Source organism: Rhizobium sp. YTUHZ044, from assembly GCF_051123975.1.
In the GTDB taxonomy this organism is placed as follows: Bacteria; Pseudomonadota; Alphaproteobacteria; order Rhizobiales; family Rhizobiaceae; genus Rhizobium.
Genome location: NZ_CP101426.1, coordinates 1143601 through 1160706 on the forward strand (window position 1 = coordinate 1143601; position 17106 = coordinate 1160706).

At 58.1% G+C, this 17106-nt stretch carries 14 protein-coding genes, 1 tRNA gene and 1 pseudogene; 10 read left to right on the top strand and 6 right to left on the bottom strand.

Annotated elements, in window-relative coordinates:
* Positions 1 to 155 precede the first annotated feature (155 nt).
* The 10 genes from NL154_RS05720 (at position 156) to NL154_RS05765 (ending at position 8894) form a co-directional block, all read left to right on the top strand.
* Positions 156 to 956, top strand: a complete 801-nt coding sequence (locus NL154_RS05720) for a hypothetical protein (RefSeq protein WP_434733767.1) — start codon at positions 156 to 158, stop codon at positions 954 to 956.
* The gene (locus NL154_RS05725; RefSeq protein WP_434733768.1) at positions 956 to 1156 is read left to right on the top strand and encodes a hypothetical protein; all 201 of its coding nucleotides are present in this window, start codon (positions 956 to 958) and stop codon (positions 1154 to 1156) included. Before NL154_RS05720 ends, NL154_RS05725 begins: the two co-directional genes overlap by 1 nt.
* Positions 1157 to 1181: 25 nt before the next feature.
* Positions 1182 to 1940, top strand: coding sequence for a hypothetical protein (locus tag NL154_RS05730; RefSeq protein ID WP_434733769.1), 759 nt, complete (start codon positions 1182 to 1184; stop codon positions 1938 to 1940).
* A 22-nt stretch (positions 1941 to 1962) separates the two neighbouring features.
* A complete protein-coding gene (locus NL154_RS05735; RefSeq protein ID WP_434733770.1) occupies positions 1963 to 2391 on the top strand; it encodes a DUF7338 family protein in 429 nt (142 codons plus the stop codon).
* A gap of 26 nt (positions 2392 to 2417) precedes the next feature.
* A complete protein-coding gene (locus tag NL154_RS05740) occupies positions 2418 to 3275 on the top strand; it encodes a glycoside hydrolase family 108 protein (RefSeq protein WP_434733771.1) in 858 nt (285 codons plus the stop codon).
* Positions 3256 to 3537: a hypothetical protein gene (locus NL154_RS05745; RefSeq protein WP_434733772.1), complete on the top strand. Its 282-nt coding sequence runs from the start codon at positions 3256 to 3258 to the stop codon at positions 3535 to 3537. The genes NL154_RS05740 and NL154_RS05745 overlap by 20 nt, the downstream gene beginning before the upstream one ends.
* 95 nt (positions 3538 to 3632) lie before the next feature.
* On the top strand, positions 3633 to 6254 hold the full coding sequence (locus NL154_RS05750; RefSeq protein ID WP_434733773.1) for an FAD-dependent oxidoreductase: 2622 nt from the start codon (positions 3633 to 3635) through the stop codon (positions 6252 to 6254).
* A 157-nt stretch (positions 6255 to 6411) separates the two neighbouring features.
* Positions 6412 to 7026, top strand: coding sequence for a hypothetical protein (locus NL154_RS05755; protein ID WP_434733774.1), 615 nt, complete (start codon positions 6412 to 6414; stop codon positions 7024 to 7026).
* A gap of 187 nt (positions 7027 to 7213) precedes the next feature.
* Positions 7214 to 7304 (top strand) — tRNA-Ser (locus tag NL154_RS05760).
* Between the two features lie 567 nt (positions 7305 to 7871).
* Entirely contained in the window at positions 7872 to 8894 is a 1023-nt protein-coding gene (locus NL154_RS05765; protein WP_434733775.1) for a porin, read from the top strand.
* A 232-nt stretch (positions 8895 to 9126) separates the two neighbouring features.
* Here NL154_RS05765 and fcl read toward each other — a convergent pair.
* From fcl to NL154_RS05795, 6 genes and pseudogenes are all read right to left on the bottom strand, one after another.
* A pseudogene (fcl, locus tag NL154_RS05770) lies at positions 9127 to 10157 on the bottom strand (GDP-L-fucose synthase).
* A complete protein-coding gene (gmd, locus tag NL154_RS05775; protein ID WP_210628516.1) occupies positions 10150 to 11241 on the bottom strand; it encodes a GDP-mannose 4,6-dehydratase in 1092 nt (363 codons plus the stop codon). Before gmd ends, fcl begins: the two are co-directional and overlap by 8 nt.
* A gap of 51 nt (positions 11242 to 11292) precedes the next feature.
* A complete protein-coding gene (locus NL154_RS05780) occupies positions 11293 to 13500 on the bottom strand; it encodes a GumC family protein (protein ID WP_221147337.1) in 2208 nt (735 codons plus the stop codon).
* Entirely contained in the window at positions 13497 to 14639 is a 1143-nt protein-coding gene (locus NL154_RS05785) for a glycosyltransferase family 4 protein (RefSeq protein WP_221155883.1), read from the bottom strand. The genes NL154_RS05780 and NL154_RS05785 overlap by 4 nt, the downstream gene beginning before the upstream one ends.
* Entirely contained in the window at positions 14630 to 15733 is a 1104-nt protein-coding gene (locus NL154_RS05790) for a glycosyltransferase family 4 protein (RefSeq protein WP_210628513.1), read from the bottom strand. The genes NL154_RS05785 and NL154_RS05790 overlap by 10 nt, the downstream gene beginning before the upstream one ends.
* On the bottom strand, positions 15730 to 16680 hold the full coding sequence (locus NL154_RS05795) for a glycosyltransferase (RefSeq protein WP_210628512.1): 951 nt from the start codon (positions 16678 to 16680) through the stop codon (positions 15730 to 15732). Before NL154_RS05795 ends, NL154_RS05790 begins: the two co-directional genes overlap by 4 nt.
* Positions 16681 to 17106 lie beyond the last annotated feature (426 nt).

Consider the following 17106-nt stretch of genomic DNA (forward strand, 5'->3'; position numbering starts at 1 on the left):
TGCTTAACGGGGTGATGATGATAATCGTCCCAACGGTAACGACAAGCCCCTCATATGGGTATTTCTTCATTTGCTCTCCATAGAGCCGCCTGCCGCAAAATACACGACATCACACCGCCTCGCAATTGCGGGCCTTTTTCGCATGGAGTTGTCCAGTGCCCTTTGACGCAAACGGAAATTTCAGCCTGAGCCCTAGCTATCTGGCAGTGGCGGGGCAGGTCATTCAGCCGTCTCAGCATAACCCACCTCTAGAGGATATCGCTATTAGCGGCCTTTCTCAGGTTCTAGTGCGCGACGGACGAGCTCCTATGACGGGAGCTTTGAACCTAAATGGCTTCAAAATAACGAACCTTCTCGCGGGCTCGAATTCCTTAGATGCAATAAACAAAACGCAGCTTGATGCTCAGGCAACGGCTTTGAGTGCGGCTATTGCAGCGGCTGTAGCTAACATGGAATGGAAATCCCGTTTCATAGGAGAGGTTGTCTATGCCAACACGGCAGTTACAGGGGCCTCACTCCCCCCATCGTCCACGACAGGCACAGTATGGATTGAGCTAACTTCCGGCTTAACGGGGGTTGGCCAGTTCAACAACGCCAAGCTCACCAGTGAATCTATTTCTGGATCGGCGCCGCTCGTGCTGGCAACTGCAGTGATCAATTACGCCGGTTCCCCTATGAACGGCCAAACCATCCGACTGATCAACACGGAAAGCCGTATCCTGCGCCCAAGCATTTCGCCGGGGACGATCCAAGATGACGCATTCCAGGGCCATAGGCATTCTCTCAGCTCAAGCGTCTTTACAGGCGGCGCCGGCAGCCTTGGCACGAGTTCCGGTAATACCAACCCGCTCTCGATCGGCGACCCAACCACGGACGGCACGAACGGGACGCCTAGAACCGCCAACGAAACCCGCATGAAGAACATCGGCGTCAAAGCCTATATGAGGATCGCATAATGCCTTACGCTGTAGGACTGGATCAGATCGGCACCAACAATCCAATATATGACGGCAACGGCCACGCGATCGCGGGCGATTATGTCGAAATCTCCTGGGATGACTATCAGGAGGCAATCAACCTGCTCGTTACCGGGAAACATGTCTGTGTAGTGGATGGGTCTTTTATCCTCGACTACCAGTTGCCTCTTCCAAACTGACGGGCAAGGTTGTAATCCTTCCCTCATGCTCAAGGAACTTGTTAAAGCCGTCGTGCCGCACTCGGTCGTTGTATCCGCGTACCAGTGGCATATGCGGGAGAAGCGTTACGACTCCTGGGTTGAAGCAGCGGCAGCAAGTGCCGATTACGCTGCTCCTGATCTTACTGCCTTTCGGATTCTGCGGTCTCGCGGGATCATTGGCAGCGAAGAAGCTTATATCAGGCCGCCTGCGCGTCTGTTGGAGGCAATAGAGACCAAAACCGGTCGCCTTGTTGATTTCGGCGGCTCGGCCGGTGAAATGTGCGCTACCTTGCAGAAGAAGCTTCCCGGCTGGTCGTTCACCGTCATCGAAACCGCGCCAATGGCGAATGGCTCCAGGCCTCTTCGCCCGTCGATCGCGTATTCTGATCAATTGCCGGACGCCTTTGACGTCTTCTACAGCAGCGGGACGCTTCAGTATCTCGAGAAACCTGAGCAGTTGTGGCGGGACGCTCTAAGCCGAACGGCGCGATATGCCTACTTGGCTCGAAACGCTTTCTCAGATCGGAAGATTTACAGCGTCCAGGTCTCGCGGCTTTTCGACAATGGAGCGGGACCGATCCCGCTGGGGTTCAAGAATATAAGGGTGAGATACCCCAAGCAGACGCTTTCGGAAATCACGATCTGCCAGATAGCCGAAGACGCGGGCTTTGCCCTGGTTGATCGCATCGCCGACCAGAACACGGGCGTCACCGGGACAAAAGACGACGTTTACGGCGCCGATCTGCTATTCAAGCGCAGATAGCCCTTCGAGGATCACGACATTGTTGTTTCGCTATCTCGTCTACCTGCCGGCGAACATCACTCTCGTTGCCATGGCCTACCTACTGTCACCATTCCTCGCGGCCTGGTCGATGAAGCACGGCCCCGTGCTTCCCGGCCGCTGGCGCTGGTTCTCGACGCTGAACGCCGATCTGGACGGCTACATCCCGCAACGTGTCGCTGGGTTCGATCCTGCCGCCAAGGGCTTCAAACTCTGGTGGCAGCGGACCCGCTGGACCTGGCGCAACCCCTGCAACGGCTGGCAGTCGGAATTGCTGGGCGTTGAGGACATAACCAAGGCATTCACCATCAAGCGCGATATCCCGCTGCTGTTCGGATTCCATCTCAAGTGTTGGCTTGGCTGGAACCCGATCAAGCGCGGCGGGAACTATTTCCCATTCATGCTGCAGATAGCGCCTAAGCGCAAAGCCTAACCATCCACCATAATCGGAGCTGTCCCATGACAGAATTTGAACGCGCCCTCACGCGAGTGCTGGTGCACGAAGGCGGTTATGTAAATTTGAAAGCAGATCCCGGCGGAGCCACGAACCGCGGCATCACGCAGCGCGTCTATAACGCTTATCGCCAGCGGCTCGGCCTGCAGCTCGTATCCGTGCGCGGCATCTCCTCTTCAGAAGTGGAAGCAATCTACAAGACAAATTATTGGGATCTTGCCAAATGCGACCTTCTCCCAGCCGGTGTTTCCTACGTCGTCTTCGATGGAGCCGTGAACTCTGGCGTGGCGCAGTCGGTAAAATGGCTTCAGCGCGCTCTTGGCGTCATGGCGGACGGAGTAGTTGGGAACGCCACCCTGGCGGCTATCCAGAACTACGGGAACATGGATCGGCTCATCGATGCCATCTGTGACCGCCGGCTGGCCTTCTTGAAGGCTCTCAAGACCTGGAAGACCTTCGGCAAGGGCTGGGCGTCCCGCGTTGCCGCCGTGCGTGCTACGGGCAAGGCGTGGGCTGCTGGAACAGTGGAGGCGCAACCGCTCGGGCTGGCCTCTGGCGCGCATGCCAAGGCTCTCCTGTCCGATGCCAAGCCTGCCCCCGCGCTCGCTGTGGCCGATGCCTCGACCGGTGGCGGCATCGGCTCTGGAGGCTTAGCCGCAACGCTCCAGCAGGTGCAGGACCAGCTTTCGCCTCTAAGCTACAGCAGCGAGCTTATCGGCAAGATCGTAGCTGGCCTGATCATCGTCAGCGCGGTTCTGACCTTCGGCGGCCTTGCCTACCGCTGGTACGCCGCGCGCCGCCGCAAGGAACGCGCCGACGCCCTTGATCTTCAGGTGACCGCCAATGCTCAAACTCCTGCCTGATTTCATCAAGCTTCCCGCCGCCGCCCTTCTGGCAATCGCTATCGTTTTCTATCCCATCCGCTGGCTAGGCCAATCGGAAGGTCGCCAGTCCGCGGCAACCCAAGCCCTCGAGTCCGCCGTCAAACGCTTCGCCGAGAAAGGAAAAATCAATGGTGAGGTCTCTTCTCTCGATGCTGCTGCTCTCTGCAATGACTTCGGGCTGCCAGACGACGACAAAGCCGATTGCATGCGCAGGATTCGAGAAGCTTCAACCCAGCCTTGAGACATCCGTCTTCATAATTCAGCGCGACAGGCCATTCGCCAATCAAGTCGCATCTCATAACCGCTTCGGCGCCTCCCAACATTGCTGGTGATCACATGGGTATTCCTGTCGTAATTGTTCCCTCTGGTGGGATCCCCGTTACAGAAGCGCCCGCAGGACTTGGCTCTCCTGTTGAGATTGCCTCCAACGGCATAGGGACGGCGGTTACTATCGTCGCGTCTGGAGGCTTGCCGGTCAATGGTAGTGGCGGCGGTGGCCCCGTTGTCGTTCCATTCGCCTATGAGACGGAGACGAACACGCTTGCCGCGGCCTTCAGTGTAGCCCCGACCGCAAACCGGAAGCGCACCATCAACCGCGCCATCAAGCGCCTCAAGGCCGCCGGCATTTGGTCGAAGGCAAAGATGATCATGGCGGTCGGCGCCGACGAAAACGCCTCCCTGCGCTGGTGGAACGACCCAACCAGAACCGCTACCAAGATTGGCACCCCCACTTTCAGCGCGTCTTTCGGATGGACGGCGAACGCCAACGGGCAAGCCCTGAATACGGGACTCCTTGGGACTGAGTTGAACCAGAATGATCTCGGCGCTTATGTCTATTGCACGTCTACTCCGACGGGCAACAGCAACAGTGACATGGGCGTTCTTAACGCCTCGTCTCAGGGCATTTCGATCTGCGCCCGTCGAGCAACCAACGACAACCAGTCTATTCGTCTTGCAAGCGCTGTTTCCACCGCAATCTCCGCCGATGGTGACACAGATGGTGGTGGCCTTACAGGAGCATCCCGTTTCGACGCAACGAACGTCACCGGCTCACACAATGGGGTGGCAAAAAATACGGTTGCCCTGACATCTGTCGCCCTACCAGCTCTCGCTGTCTACCTCCTTGCCACCAATTCGAATGGTACGCCAGGAAGCTTCTCGCCCAGGCGGCAAGGGTTCTGGTACGTCGGCGCCGGCTTGACGAACGCCCAAGAGATCGAACTCAACGCAATTGCCGGCGAGTATCTCGAAGCCGTAGGCTATGGCGATGCCTATATCGAAGAGGTCGGCGTCGGCACATCAACCATAACTGCTGATTTTATCGCATATGGTTTCACTGCGCAGTCCGTCATGGCTTGCCTCCAAGCGGCCCGTAACGGCCTAACTGTCGCGCTTGTGGGCGGATGGCGTGATCGCTTCAACTTCGGCGGCATGACATCCGGTGGCCTTGGATTCGGCGATGTTCAGAGCACGGCGGCTTTCGGGGGGCTCGTCCGGTGGCTGACCAAACGCATTCAGGCGATCGGCAATGTTGCGACAGAGCAGTACTATTTCGAGCCGCGGTGGTGCCAATGGGCGCTGAGGGAGTTGCTGACGCCAGAGAAGAACGGCGGCTATTCCATCCCGGTCTACCAGACGAACGGCATACTTTCCGTCCAGAAGACAGGCGCAAAGGTTACCTCGTTCACGACCGTCGACGGGCGGACCTTTAACATTCAGGGGTGGATGGACGGCTCTTACGAGATGGACTTCGCCCGCGTCGCCGGCTGCTCTTACATTCTTGGGCGCGAGGCGGCATCGGGCTCCAGCGCAGAGGCATCGAACGGAGTCCGCTCTTCCTTCAACGAATATGCGAGCGTCGATCCGTGGAATACGCCTGGGGACACGAGCAGCGGTACGATCCGCATGATCAATGCGGTCAGTTCGTCCTTTACCCCTGGCTTGAATACACTACCTGCTGCGGGCTCGTCGGACAGCAAAACGCAGGCATACAATTTCCGCATGACAATGACGAACTCTCCCAGATGGCGCCGACCGATGCCGAGCACCCCGCCGTCTGGCTATGACGTCGCAGACTATGAAATCCTGCTTCGCTTTATTGCCGCCAACCCGACAAAGACCGCTTTCACGGATTATTTCAAGGCTGACGCCGTTTCCACCGTTAGCGGTGACAGCAAGTTTGATGTGAACAACAGGGCTGGCCCGGCGGCTCCTTCAACCGACTTCATCGGCAAAAACTGGGATTATGCACTGGCGTCCCGATCGACCAGAGAAGCGCTTTGGAAGGCTCACTGGAACTGGATTCTTGGCATGCTGTATCTTCTGCAGTATGGCACTGATCCGCGGATACCGGCGGCGCTTAAAACGAACTGCCTGAATTGGGGCGTCTGCGCCGACCACTATTTCAGCCCACACGAAAACGACATCGTCAACGCGAACCCGCAACTTTACGTCCGTGAGGCAGTGCGCCTCGATGGCGTGGCGAAGATGACGGGGGATGAACTGAAGCGCGCCGATGGCGGTGTTCCTTCGATCTCGACAAATACCGTCTCCTGCATCTCCTATTTCATGGATTCGCACGGTGTGAATTACATCGCGCTCGAGAAGACGGCCGGGAACTGGATCGTCGCGGGCGAGGGAGGCCTTGCTGAAGACTTGGGTGGGACGGATGGCATGTTCCCGCTGCCATTGGAAATTTGCACTCCGAAGGCCGCTGACTGCACCAACGGATATGTTGCGTTCGCCTTCTCGGCAACCCATGTGGCCTTCGGCGCCACCCGCATGGAATTCACCGCCATGCAGGCCGGGCAGAGCCTTGGGCAGGTCGCCGCCGAAGCAATTCTCAATGGGCGCACGTTTCAGGATTCCGCAAACTATGGTCCGGCCCGCACAGCTCTTCTCGCAAACGCCTTTGCGCTGACGAACGAGCTTGTCCCGGTGTTGCCGCAGACGACCTAAGCAAAGCGGCCGAGGCATCAGCTCGCAACCGATGCCTCGGCCTAACCACCCACGATCCACCGGATCGCGATGGCTGGCAGATTATGCCAGTCGAAACGTTCCTAAGCAGTAAATGGCATGCAGGGCATAGGCGGGTTAGAGCAGGATGGCGGACGAAATGAGCGCGAACGGCGGAACACCATTCGATCCCCTGGCCCAATGGGCAAGGCTATCGGAGCGGGTAGAGAACCAGGGCAAAGACATTGTGGATCTCAGATCCAACATGAACACCGGGTTCCAAGGCGTAAACGCAAACCTGGCGGCCTTGTCGAACGAACTGCGCAGCGCCGGGAAAACCCATTGGCCTGTGATCTTCGCCGCTCTGAGCGTCGTCATCACGATCCTCGCCGGCCTCGGGTTTCTCTCGCTGCAGCCCATAAAGGACAATACCGCTCGACTGGAAACGGCTCTTGCGCGTCTGGCCGAGACGACGGTATCGCAGAACGAAATGGAATGGCGCACCCAACGCGGGGCTGAAGACAGGAAGCGGCAGGAGGAGTCCGTAAATGACCTCCGCGCAACTACCGTCAGCCGGAACGAATGGAGTGAGAGAAATCACGCTCGAGATGGTGAGATCACCGAACTCAGCCGGCGCATCGATGAGCTGCGGCAGCAGGTCGGCGGCATCTATGGGGCGACAGACGTTATCAAGGATCTTCAGAACGAGGTGAAGATGTTGCGCCAGCGGCAGTTCGAGGAGGCTATCGCTCAAGGGCGCAGGGTTCCGGAATGAGCGGCCTGCTAAGGACGGAACATCTTTAGAACCGCCTGTGCCAAATTTGTGCCGTTTGTGACAACTCGTTCTCGCGACGTTCCGCTTTTAACTGCAAGAACCTGCATAGGTGATAAAACGGCCATTCGGCGAAAATCTCCAAAAAACGCTTGATTGCCAAACTGTTTCCGCCTATCAGGGCCGCACCGGAGAGGTGGCCGAGTGGTCGAAGGCGCTCCCCTGCTAAGGGAGTATACGTCAAAAGCGTATCGTGGGTTCGAATCCCATCTTCTCCGCCATTTCGATTTCCGCAGCGCATCCAAGTCTTATCTTCTGCTGGCGAATCACGGCCGCTTAGTCGGCTATCGCCCCCAAGTCGCGCGAGGGAGAATCGTTTCGTCTCGACGAGAGAGAATCGTCGGCGGGAATCACGTTTCGCCCTTCTGCCTCAGGCAGCGGCGATAGCGGATCCGTGAACGTGCGGTTACGCTTTCGGGAGCTGTCATCTCTCCCGCAACTGCCGGATCTTGTCAAAAAGGTGTCGCGAATGCGTCGGAAGGCGCCTGTCCAGCTCTTTGTCGATTTCCGCTAAGCAGCCGCAAAATCAGGCTTTTCTTAACAAAACATAAAGGAAATCGGGGCCGGTTGCCCGACTTGTGTCCTTTCGGCAACAGAATGTCGGGAAGGCTCCCGCAAACCACCCATTCGAGTAAGTTGGTGATTGCGTGACGGTCGCCGTCTTGTATTTTCACCCTCGGAAGCAAGGGCGACGGATCGTCCACTTCTTGAAACACGGGGATGGGGCAGGGAACGCTGCTCAGCGAAAGATCCCAAACCCGATCGAAACTTTGAATTGGAGGTCATTTATGAACATCAAGAGCCTTCTTCTCGGCTCCGCTGCTGCTCTCGCAGTAGTTTCCGGTGCTCAGGCTGCTGACGCTATTGTTGCTGCTGAGCCGGAACCGGTTGAATATGTTCGCGTCTGCGACGCTTACGGCACCGGCTACTTCTACATCCCCGGCACCGAAACTTGCCTCAAGATCGAAGGCTACATCCGTTTCCAGGTCGACGTTGGTGATCAGCCGCTCAATGGCTCGGCCAGCAACGATTCGGATTGGGATGCCAAGACCCGCGGTCAGGTTCAGTTCACGGCCAAGAGCGACACCGAGTATGGTCCGCTGACCGGCGTCATCGTCATGCAGTTCAATGCTGACAATGCCTCCGACCAGGAAGCTATTCTCGACTCCGCTTACCTCGACGTCGCGGGCTTCCGCGCCGGTCTCTTCTACAGCTGGTGGGACGATGGTCTTTCGGGTGAAACCGACGACATCGGCTCGATCGTAACGCTGCACAACTCCATCCGCTATCAGTACGAAAGCGGCGACTTCTACGCTGGTCTCAGCGTCGACGAACTGGAAGATGGCTTCTACAAGTCTGGCGAAGGCCCGAACAACGTCGGCGTTGCCTTCGGTCTCGGCGGCAAGGCAGGTGCCTTCAGCTACCAGCTCACCGGCGGTTGGGACTTCGACAACGAAGACGGCGCTATCCGCGCAATGGGTACGGTTGACATCGGCCCCGGCACGCTCGGCCTCGCTGCCGTTTATTCTTCCGGCCCGAACTCCTACTACTCCGCAGCTGAATGGGCTGTTGCTGCCGAATACGCTATCAAGGCAACCGACAAGCTCAAGATCACCCCCGGCGTCCAGTACTACGGCGACTACTATGTCTCCGGCGACGACTTCAGCGGTGGTGATGCCTGGAAGGTTGGTCTGACGGTTGATTACCAGATCGTCGACAACTTCTACGCCAAGGCTTCGGTTCAGTACCTCGATCCGGAAGACGCTGACGACTCTACCTCGGGCTACTTCCGCCTGCAGCGTTCGTTCTAATCTGGTCTGACTTTGGTCGATCAGGAAAGCCCGGCTCTCGAGCCGGGCTTTTTGCGTTGGCGCAAAGGGGCTCCGGTGCCGAGGGGCTCAAAGCTGCCGCGCAGACGTCAGCAGTCGTTGCGCGATAACGGAGTGCATCAGATGGAAAACAGGAGCGTGCTGTATTCATCAGGGGCGACGGGTTGCATCACCGTACCGTGAGAGCATGGGCGCTGTCGGAGACAAAAACCTGTTAGTGCAGCGCCGAAGCCTTAGCTCTCTCACAACTGACGTCGCTTTGAGCGATCACGTCGCCGGATAAACTCGTGTTGCTGCGTTCGAGATAATGCCCATCAAGGAAGGAGCGGTAGGCGTCGGCGATGCCCTCCTTCAGACCGATCTTCGGAGACCAGCCGAGAGTGCGAAGCTTGTCGACGCTCAGGAGTTTACGTGGCGTGCCATCTGGTTTGGCGAGGTCGTGCGTGATCTTGCCTTCAAAGCCAACGACTCCGAGACGAGGCGTGTCAGTTCGAGGATGGTAATGTCTTCGCCAGAACCTACGTTCACATGACTTTCGGCGGAATAGGTCTTCATGAGATGGAGGCAGGCGTCGGCGCAATCGTCAACATGAAGAAATTCGCGGCGCGGTGCGCCAGTGCCCCAGATGCACATCTCTTGCTGCTGGTTGACCTTGGCGTCATGCGCCTTGCGTATGAGTGCCGGCATGACATGGCTTGATCCGAGGTCAAAATTGTCGTTTGGACCATAAAGATTGGTAGGCATGGCCGAGATGAAATCCCTGCCGTGTTGTTTGCGATAGGCAAGGCAGAGCTTTAATCCGGCAATTTTGGCGATCGCATACCACTCGTTCGTTGGTTCAAGCGATCCCGTCAGAAGTGAATCCTCGACGATCGGCTGATCGGCGAACTTCGGATAGATGCAAGATGAGCCGAGAAACATCAGTTTCTCGACCTGAGCTCTATGGGCTGCGTGGATGACGTTCGCTTCAAGAATCAGGTTGTCGTAAAGGAAATCGGCTGGATAGTGAGCGTTCGCGAGAATACCGCCGACCCGCGCAGCAGCCATGAAGACAGCGTCGGGACGATTCTTGCTCATCCAGGCCTCTACCTGCTCCTGCCGTCTGAGGTCGACCTCGGCGCGGGTGGCGGTTAGAATCTCGCAGTCCTCGGAAACAAGACGGCGCACGATCGCAGAGCCAACCATGCCGCGGTGCCCCGCGACATAGACCCTTTTTCCGGCAAGGCTGTAGATCACCTTAGGCATAGGCAAAACCTTTGGTTACACTTACCGCCGGAACATTTCGTGCCATGACTTTCAGGTCCTCGCGGACCATCTCCGTAACCAGCTGATCAAGACTGGTCTCATGTTTCCAGCCAAGCTTCGTATGCGCCTTCGTTGGATCACCGATAAGAAGGTCAACTTCAGTCGGGCGGAAATAAGCCGGATCAATCTCCACCACACACCGACCCGATGACTTGTCATACCCCTTTTCCTCAACTCCGGTCCCACGCCAATCAATCGGCATGCCCACCTTGGCAAAGGCCTTGTCGACAAAGGCACGGACCGAGTGCGTTTCACCGGTCGCAAGGACATAGTCCTCCGGTTCGTCCTGCTGCAGCATCAGCCACATCCCGCGGACATATTCGCGCGCATGCCCCCAGTCGCGCTTGGCATCCAGATTGCCGAGATAGAGCCTTTCCTGCAGTCCAAGATGGATCGCAGCCGCCGCCCGGGTGATTTTGCGCGTCACGAAGGTCTCGCCGCGGATCGGACTTTCATGATTGAACAAGATGCCGTTCGAGGCGTGCATGCCATAGGCCTCGCGATAATTGACCACGATCCAATAGGCGTAGAGCTTGGCCGCGGCGTAGGGCGATCGAGGGTAGAAAGGCGTCGTTTCGCTTTGCGGGACTTCCTGAACTTTGCCGTAGAGCTCTGAGGTGGACGCTTGATAGAAGCGCGTCTTCCTGGTCAGTCCCAGGAGGCGAATTGCTTCAAGTAGTCGAAGTGTGCCGGTTCCATCCGCGTTGGCCGTATATTCTGGCGTCTCGAAGGAGACTTGAACGTGGCTCTGTGCCGCGAGGTTATAGATCTCGTCCGGCTGCGTTTCCTGAATCACACGGATGAGATTCGTTGAATCGGTCATGTCCCCGAAATGCAAGATGAACCGAGGATTCTCGACGTGCGGATCCTCGTATAGATGCTCGATGCGGCTGGTGTTGAAGGACGAAGAGCGTCGCTTGAGGCCGTGAACAATATAGCCCTTCCCCAAGAGAAGCTCGGCCAGATACGCACCGTCCTGACCTGTTATACCCGTAATAAGCGCAACCTTGTTTTTATTCTTCACGACAGCCCTCCGTGATTTGCTTCGCTGAACCAGGCGTGATGCTGCCGTTGTTCATGTGAATTCGTGGTATTTCCGCAAGGACTTCACAAACAATTCTGAATCGCTGAAGTTGTATCTGGCGTGTTGTTTCGGATTGACGTTGTTTATGGCGACGCAAAGCTCCGCGTTTCGTGCGGTCTTCAGCTGATGCAAGCAGAATTCGACGGCTCGACGGCTCGTCTTACCCCATTTAACGACCACGAGCGTTCGTTCTGCCAAGGCCGTCAGATGCATTGTATCAGCCGAGGCGAGCACAGGAGCGCTGTCGAAGATGACGACTTGGCCCAGTGAGGCGGCGATCGAGACGATGTCAGCCGCATCAGTCACGCGGGCGCGCCGATGGAGAGTGGCATTGCCGGCCGGAATGAAGTCGATGCCGCTCGGATGGTGATCGATAATGTCCCGAATTCCAGCCTGTCCACACAGGAATTCATTCAACCCCTGCTGTAGCTCGGACCTGAAAAACGAGTCGAGATTTCCGTGTCTGAGGTCGCCATCAACGAGCAGCACCGGAATGCCGTTGGCGGCGAGATCGATTGCCAGTGATCTGGCGACGAGCGACTTGCCCTCTCCACTGTGAGCTGACGTCACGACGATACTGTGAGGCAGCTTTCCACCGTTGGACTGTTTGAGCGAAGTTATGACGGAGCGAATTGCTTCGTCAAACATCCCGTCTTGAATGTCCCCAAAGAGCATGGATGGCCCCCCCCGGTCTCTCCGTTTCAGGCGTGGGATGAATCCGGCTGGCACTATGCGAGGCATTCCGGCCATCTGATCGAAGCTGCGGACCGAGTTATCCAGCATCTCGACCACAAAAGCGGCCGTCACCGCGATCGATATCGAGGCCAGGAGGGCGCCGACCAGATAGAAAAGCCGTCCGCGTCCCTGCGGTGCCAGCGGCACTGCTGCCGGTGACAAAACTTCCAGTTCCGCTCCCGGCAGCATGGCTTGCGCAGCCAAGCCGCGGCGCTGCTCGTCGAGCTTATCAAGAGCGGTTTGCTCCTTGTCAGCCATTCGCTGGAGTCGCGCCAGTTCCGTCTGCGCCAGGGCCGAGCGAGCGCGTTTCTCATGAGCAACCGCCAAGGCCGACCGGACCGCGTCATCTTCATGATCGAGCGCCGCAAGCCTGGCGCGGACTGATTGAAGATATCGATCGGCCGCAAGGCTGAGATCGGTGCGGGATTTAAGGATCTTCGCGCGCATATCGACCACGGCTTCGGCCGTGTTGCCATAGGTCTCGAGAAGGCGCTCGAGATCTTGCTCCTGCGCACGAAGCTCCCGTTGCATTGCACCAATGCTGTCGGGAATAACCATATTCTGCAGGGCGAGCGAGAGGTCGTCAGCCGCTTCCATTGCAGATATCGTTGCTCTCGCTTCAGCGCGGCCTTGTTCGATTTTTGTTTGTCGCTCGCCCAGCTCCATTATCGACTTGATCTGTTCGACCTGATCGTCGTCATTTGAGACGACGTCCATAGTTTTCTGATACGCGTCGGCGGCGTCGCGTGCCGCCGCAGCACGGTCTTTCTGTTCGGCGATGCGCTGCAGAACCCATTCTTCTGCCGCGTCCAGGCGCCCACGCAGACTGTCCTTCCGCTCTTCGAGATAGATGCTGATGAGCCGGTTCGGGACCGAGGCTGCCAGTTGGGGGTCGCTCGCATCGAAGCCGATCTGAATAACGTCACCCTGGCCATCGCGCCATACGCGCAATGCCTTGTAGTAATTCGGGATGATTGGCTCGATGCTGTCTCGTACCGGCGAGGATGGTTTTTCTCTGTCGACCAGACCGCGCAACATTGCTCGCATCCTGTCGATGAGCGAGGTCTCTTGCAGCGCCGGATTGAATTCCGGCCACTCATCGAGCCTCAGGTCGCGGATGACCCGCTCTGCAATGCTTCTGGAAAGAAGTCGTTCGGTCTCCGATGTGGCGTCCAGCGGATCGTTGCGGCCGGAATCTTCAGGGCCGAGCTTCGTCGCCAGAGGCGTGTGGATAATCAGCCGGGACTCGGCATGAAAACTCGGCTTCAACCCGGAAACCATGATAGCGGCAATCGCCATCATCAGCGTGATGATAGCCACGATCATCACCATCCTTCGCCGGATAAGACGCAAGCCCGATGTCAGATCGAAGTCGTCCGAACTGGTTTCCACCTGAAACCGGGGGTCGTAGCGCATCGACGAGAGCGAGGTGTTGCGGTCTGGCGGGATAGTTGAAATGGTCATCGTTCACCAACCGACGTTTGAGGTTGCGCGGAGACGGCGTCGTAGAGTTTTTCCAGCGATCGCATGTAGGCCCTCATACTGAACTGGTTGAGATAATGAGCCCGGGCCTTGGCCGAGAGGCGGTTGCGGATTTCCGGATCGCTGACGAGTTTCGCCAGCGCCGCAGCCAGGGCATCCTTGTCTCCGACAGGCACGAAGACGCCCGTTTCACCGTCGGAGATGACTTCGCCATGCGCACCGACGCGCGTGGTAACGACCGCAAGCCCGTGGGCGAGCCCTTCGACCACAGCCATTGCCAAGCCCTCGGCATGCGAAGGCAGAACCAGGATATCTGCCCGTGCACACAAGGCTTGCGCCTCGTCGGCGCCGAGCCAGCCCGGCATTTTCACCAGATTTGAAAGGCCCAGGGCTGCGGCCTGGCGTCGGTAGTCTTCCACGGGTCCGTCGCCGGCCAGCACGGCCCGCCACTGGAGCTCCTTCATAATCGGATGACTTAAGGCAAGCAGAAGCTCCCCAACGCCTTTGCGTTCGCTCAATCGGCCGAGAAAGACGATCAACGGCATCTTGCCGACGTGAACACTGCGCGCCCCGGGGTCGGGAACACAATTGCGGATGACGGCCACGCGGCGCTCGTCCACGCCGAGAAGCGTCGTCAGCGTCATGCGGTCGCGCTGACCCAGTGCTACCACCTGGTCGGCATGTTGAAACATCCGGCGTATGAGCATCTGTTGACGTGGCGAGCGCGCGGCAAAGTCACTCGCATAGTCGTAATCGTGCAGGTGCAATATGTGAGAGCACCCGAGGAGGCGGGCAGCCTCGGTGAGGATCAGTTTTCTTGCGGTGCTGCCGCGACCCGCGACATGAATATGGTGAATGCGTGCCGGAGCAATTATCCGATCCTTGGCCATCATCAAGATGGCGCCGAGCAGGCGCATCGGCGACGTAACCAGGGACCAGCGACGCCCTCTGGTATCTGTGACAAGGTGCGTTTCGCCCGCCTCCCTGGCGGTGCTCGATATATACCCGACCAGCCTGCCGATTCCGCCGCCGTTCTCGCAACCACCCGGGACATAGTGGCGGACCGTTGCTGCATTCCGCACTGCTATCCGATTCCCCTCCGTGAGCGCCGTCATCCGCATGCTCCGACCACCTCACGATAAACGGCCGCAGCCTTTGCGCCGACCTGCTCAGGCGAATTCGGACCTGTGGCCCAGGCGAGCGCGCTGGTCCCTAAGCTGCTTCTCAATTCGTTGTTTTCCGCCAGTGTCCGGATGGCACTGGCGAGCTGTTCGACGTCCCCTGGCCGAACCACCATTCCCAGTCCGTTTGGTAGAACGGTGTCGCGTAATTCGCCGACGTCGGTCACGATGACCGGTTTGCCAAATGCCGCGGCAAGGTTGAGGACACCGCTTTGCGAGGCTTCCGTGTAGGGAAGAACAACGATATCGGCATCCAGAAAAAGCTGGGCGACCTCCATATCCTCGATAAAGCGGTTGCGAATATCATAGCGGCCGGCTTCGCCCATTAGGGGCTGGAAGATCCAGGGATCATCGCCGCGGCCGGCGACCGTGATGCGCAGATTGGGGAGCTGGTCCTTCAGCATCGCCTCGGCGCGGACCAGATGCTCCAATCCCTTGTAAGCAAATATCCGCCCGAAAAGCAGGACGCGCAAGGTTCCATCTGCGTGGCGCCGCGTCAGCTTGTGCTGTCGAGCGAGCTCCGCGTAGCGATGAATGGCCGGATGCGACAGGACATGGACGCGATCAGGCGATTTTGAATATCGCTCGAGAACCATTCGTTTCAGCCCCTCACCATGAACGACCACATGACCTGATTGCCGCACCATCAGTTGCGGAGCCCAGGCGGGCAGCGTGCGGGTGTCGGAATCGCCGGGATGCACGTCAACATCGTGGACGGTCGTCACCAGAGGGATCGGGCGCCAGAATGGCGCAGCAAAGTTCAACCAGAGTGTGGAATTGCTCAGAAGGTGAATGATGTTCGGCCGCTCGGTCCGGATGAGACGCGTGAGTTGGTGCAGGAACCAGGGGTTGGAGAGTGAGCGGTGCCGTGGCCAGTCCAAAAGGTGCAGATCGACAGCCGGATCGAAGGCGGAGGCAAGGTTGGCATAGCGCCGATGCGGAACTGCGAGCACGACCTGCAGGTGTTGCGCAACACCGTTGGCGAAGGAGATGGTGTAGTCTTCGAGTTCGGAAACCAGCATCAGCGCCTTCATCGTGCCGACTCCGACAAGCCAACAGCCTGACCGCGTCGAGGAAGGTCGCGGGCTGTCCGCAATGCCTCGCGCATACGCCTCAGCAAGTTTGGTTCTCCGGCGAAAAAAAGCCCTTCAACAGCAAGTCTGAACCGGGTGCGTGTATCTGCGCCCTCCAGCCTGACGGAGGCAACCCGGTACGGAAAGTGATCGGTCAGACGCAACCTTCCCGCTAAATCGTGGGCGGAAAGAAACTGGTTCGTCACTTCGACGACAGTCCGCCAATGGGCCATGCGCTTTCGCAGCATGGCGGCGTCATCGACTGACCGATACCAGTTATTGTTGTGAATTCGGTAGAATCCGAGTGAATCCGACAAGGCGACAACGTTCCCCAGAAATGGGTAGAGGCCCGCGAGCCAGGCGTCGGCGGAAATGTGGAACTGTTCGGGAATATCTCCTGCCGCATCCCACGCGCTACGTCTTACAGCGATGGCTGATGTCAGTGGGAAGGGCCACCAGCCGGCCGATCTCGCAAGCCGTGACGACAAATCTCCCGAACACAAGGTCCGAGGAATTGGCTTGAAGGCTATTGAGCCATCGATCTGCGTCGGCTGCAGTCGGTGATAAACAAGCGATGCATGAGGATTCGACTGGAAAGCAGCGGCTGTTGCCGACAGCTTGCCCGGCGCCCACCAGTCATCGGCATCGAGAAAACAGAGGATTTCGCCACTGCTTGCCTTCACAGCGGCATTGATGGCGGCGGCCTGTCCCCGGTTCTCCTGGAAGAGCACCTTCACCCGGTTTTCATATCCTTCCAGAACCGAGCGCGACTGATCGCTCGAGCCGTCATCGACGACGATGATTTCGGCATTAGACGCCTTTTGGCGCAGGGCGCTGTCGATCGCCCGAGGAAGGAAGCAACCGTAGTTGTAGTTGTTGATGAGGACGCTGATCGTCGGCCGCTCCATGACACCCCCTCTCAAGCGCGTTGCTGCGCGACACATCGGTACGCCGGAGTTGCGGACGCTCGTTCGTTTGGCAACGCGATTTCATGGAAAGGGATGGGAGGCGGACAGGCATCATTCCGCGCGATCAGGCTTGCGCCCTGAGCTCGTAGGGTCACCACCGCAACGCGTGACGCTTCCGTTATAATGCATACGAAACCAGGACCATGACGCAGAACCATAAAAATCCCAACCCTTCCGAGCGTCACCTGCCAACTGCCGGCTGCGCCAGAAATTATTGCCTCACTTCACCACCGACTGCGGCTTAGCGCGGCGTGCTTCGCGGTTCGTTTTCATCGTCAAGCTACCGGCGATTGGTCACGGGTGACATCTGCTCTTATGGGCAATGCCGTTTGCCCAGGCACCAACTTTTGGGGGAGGCGTAGACCG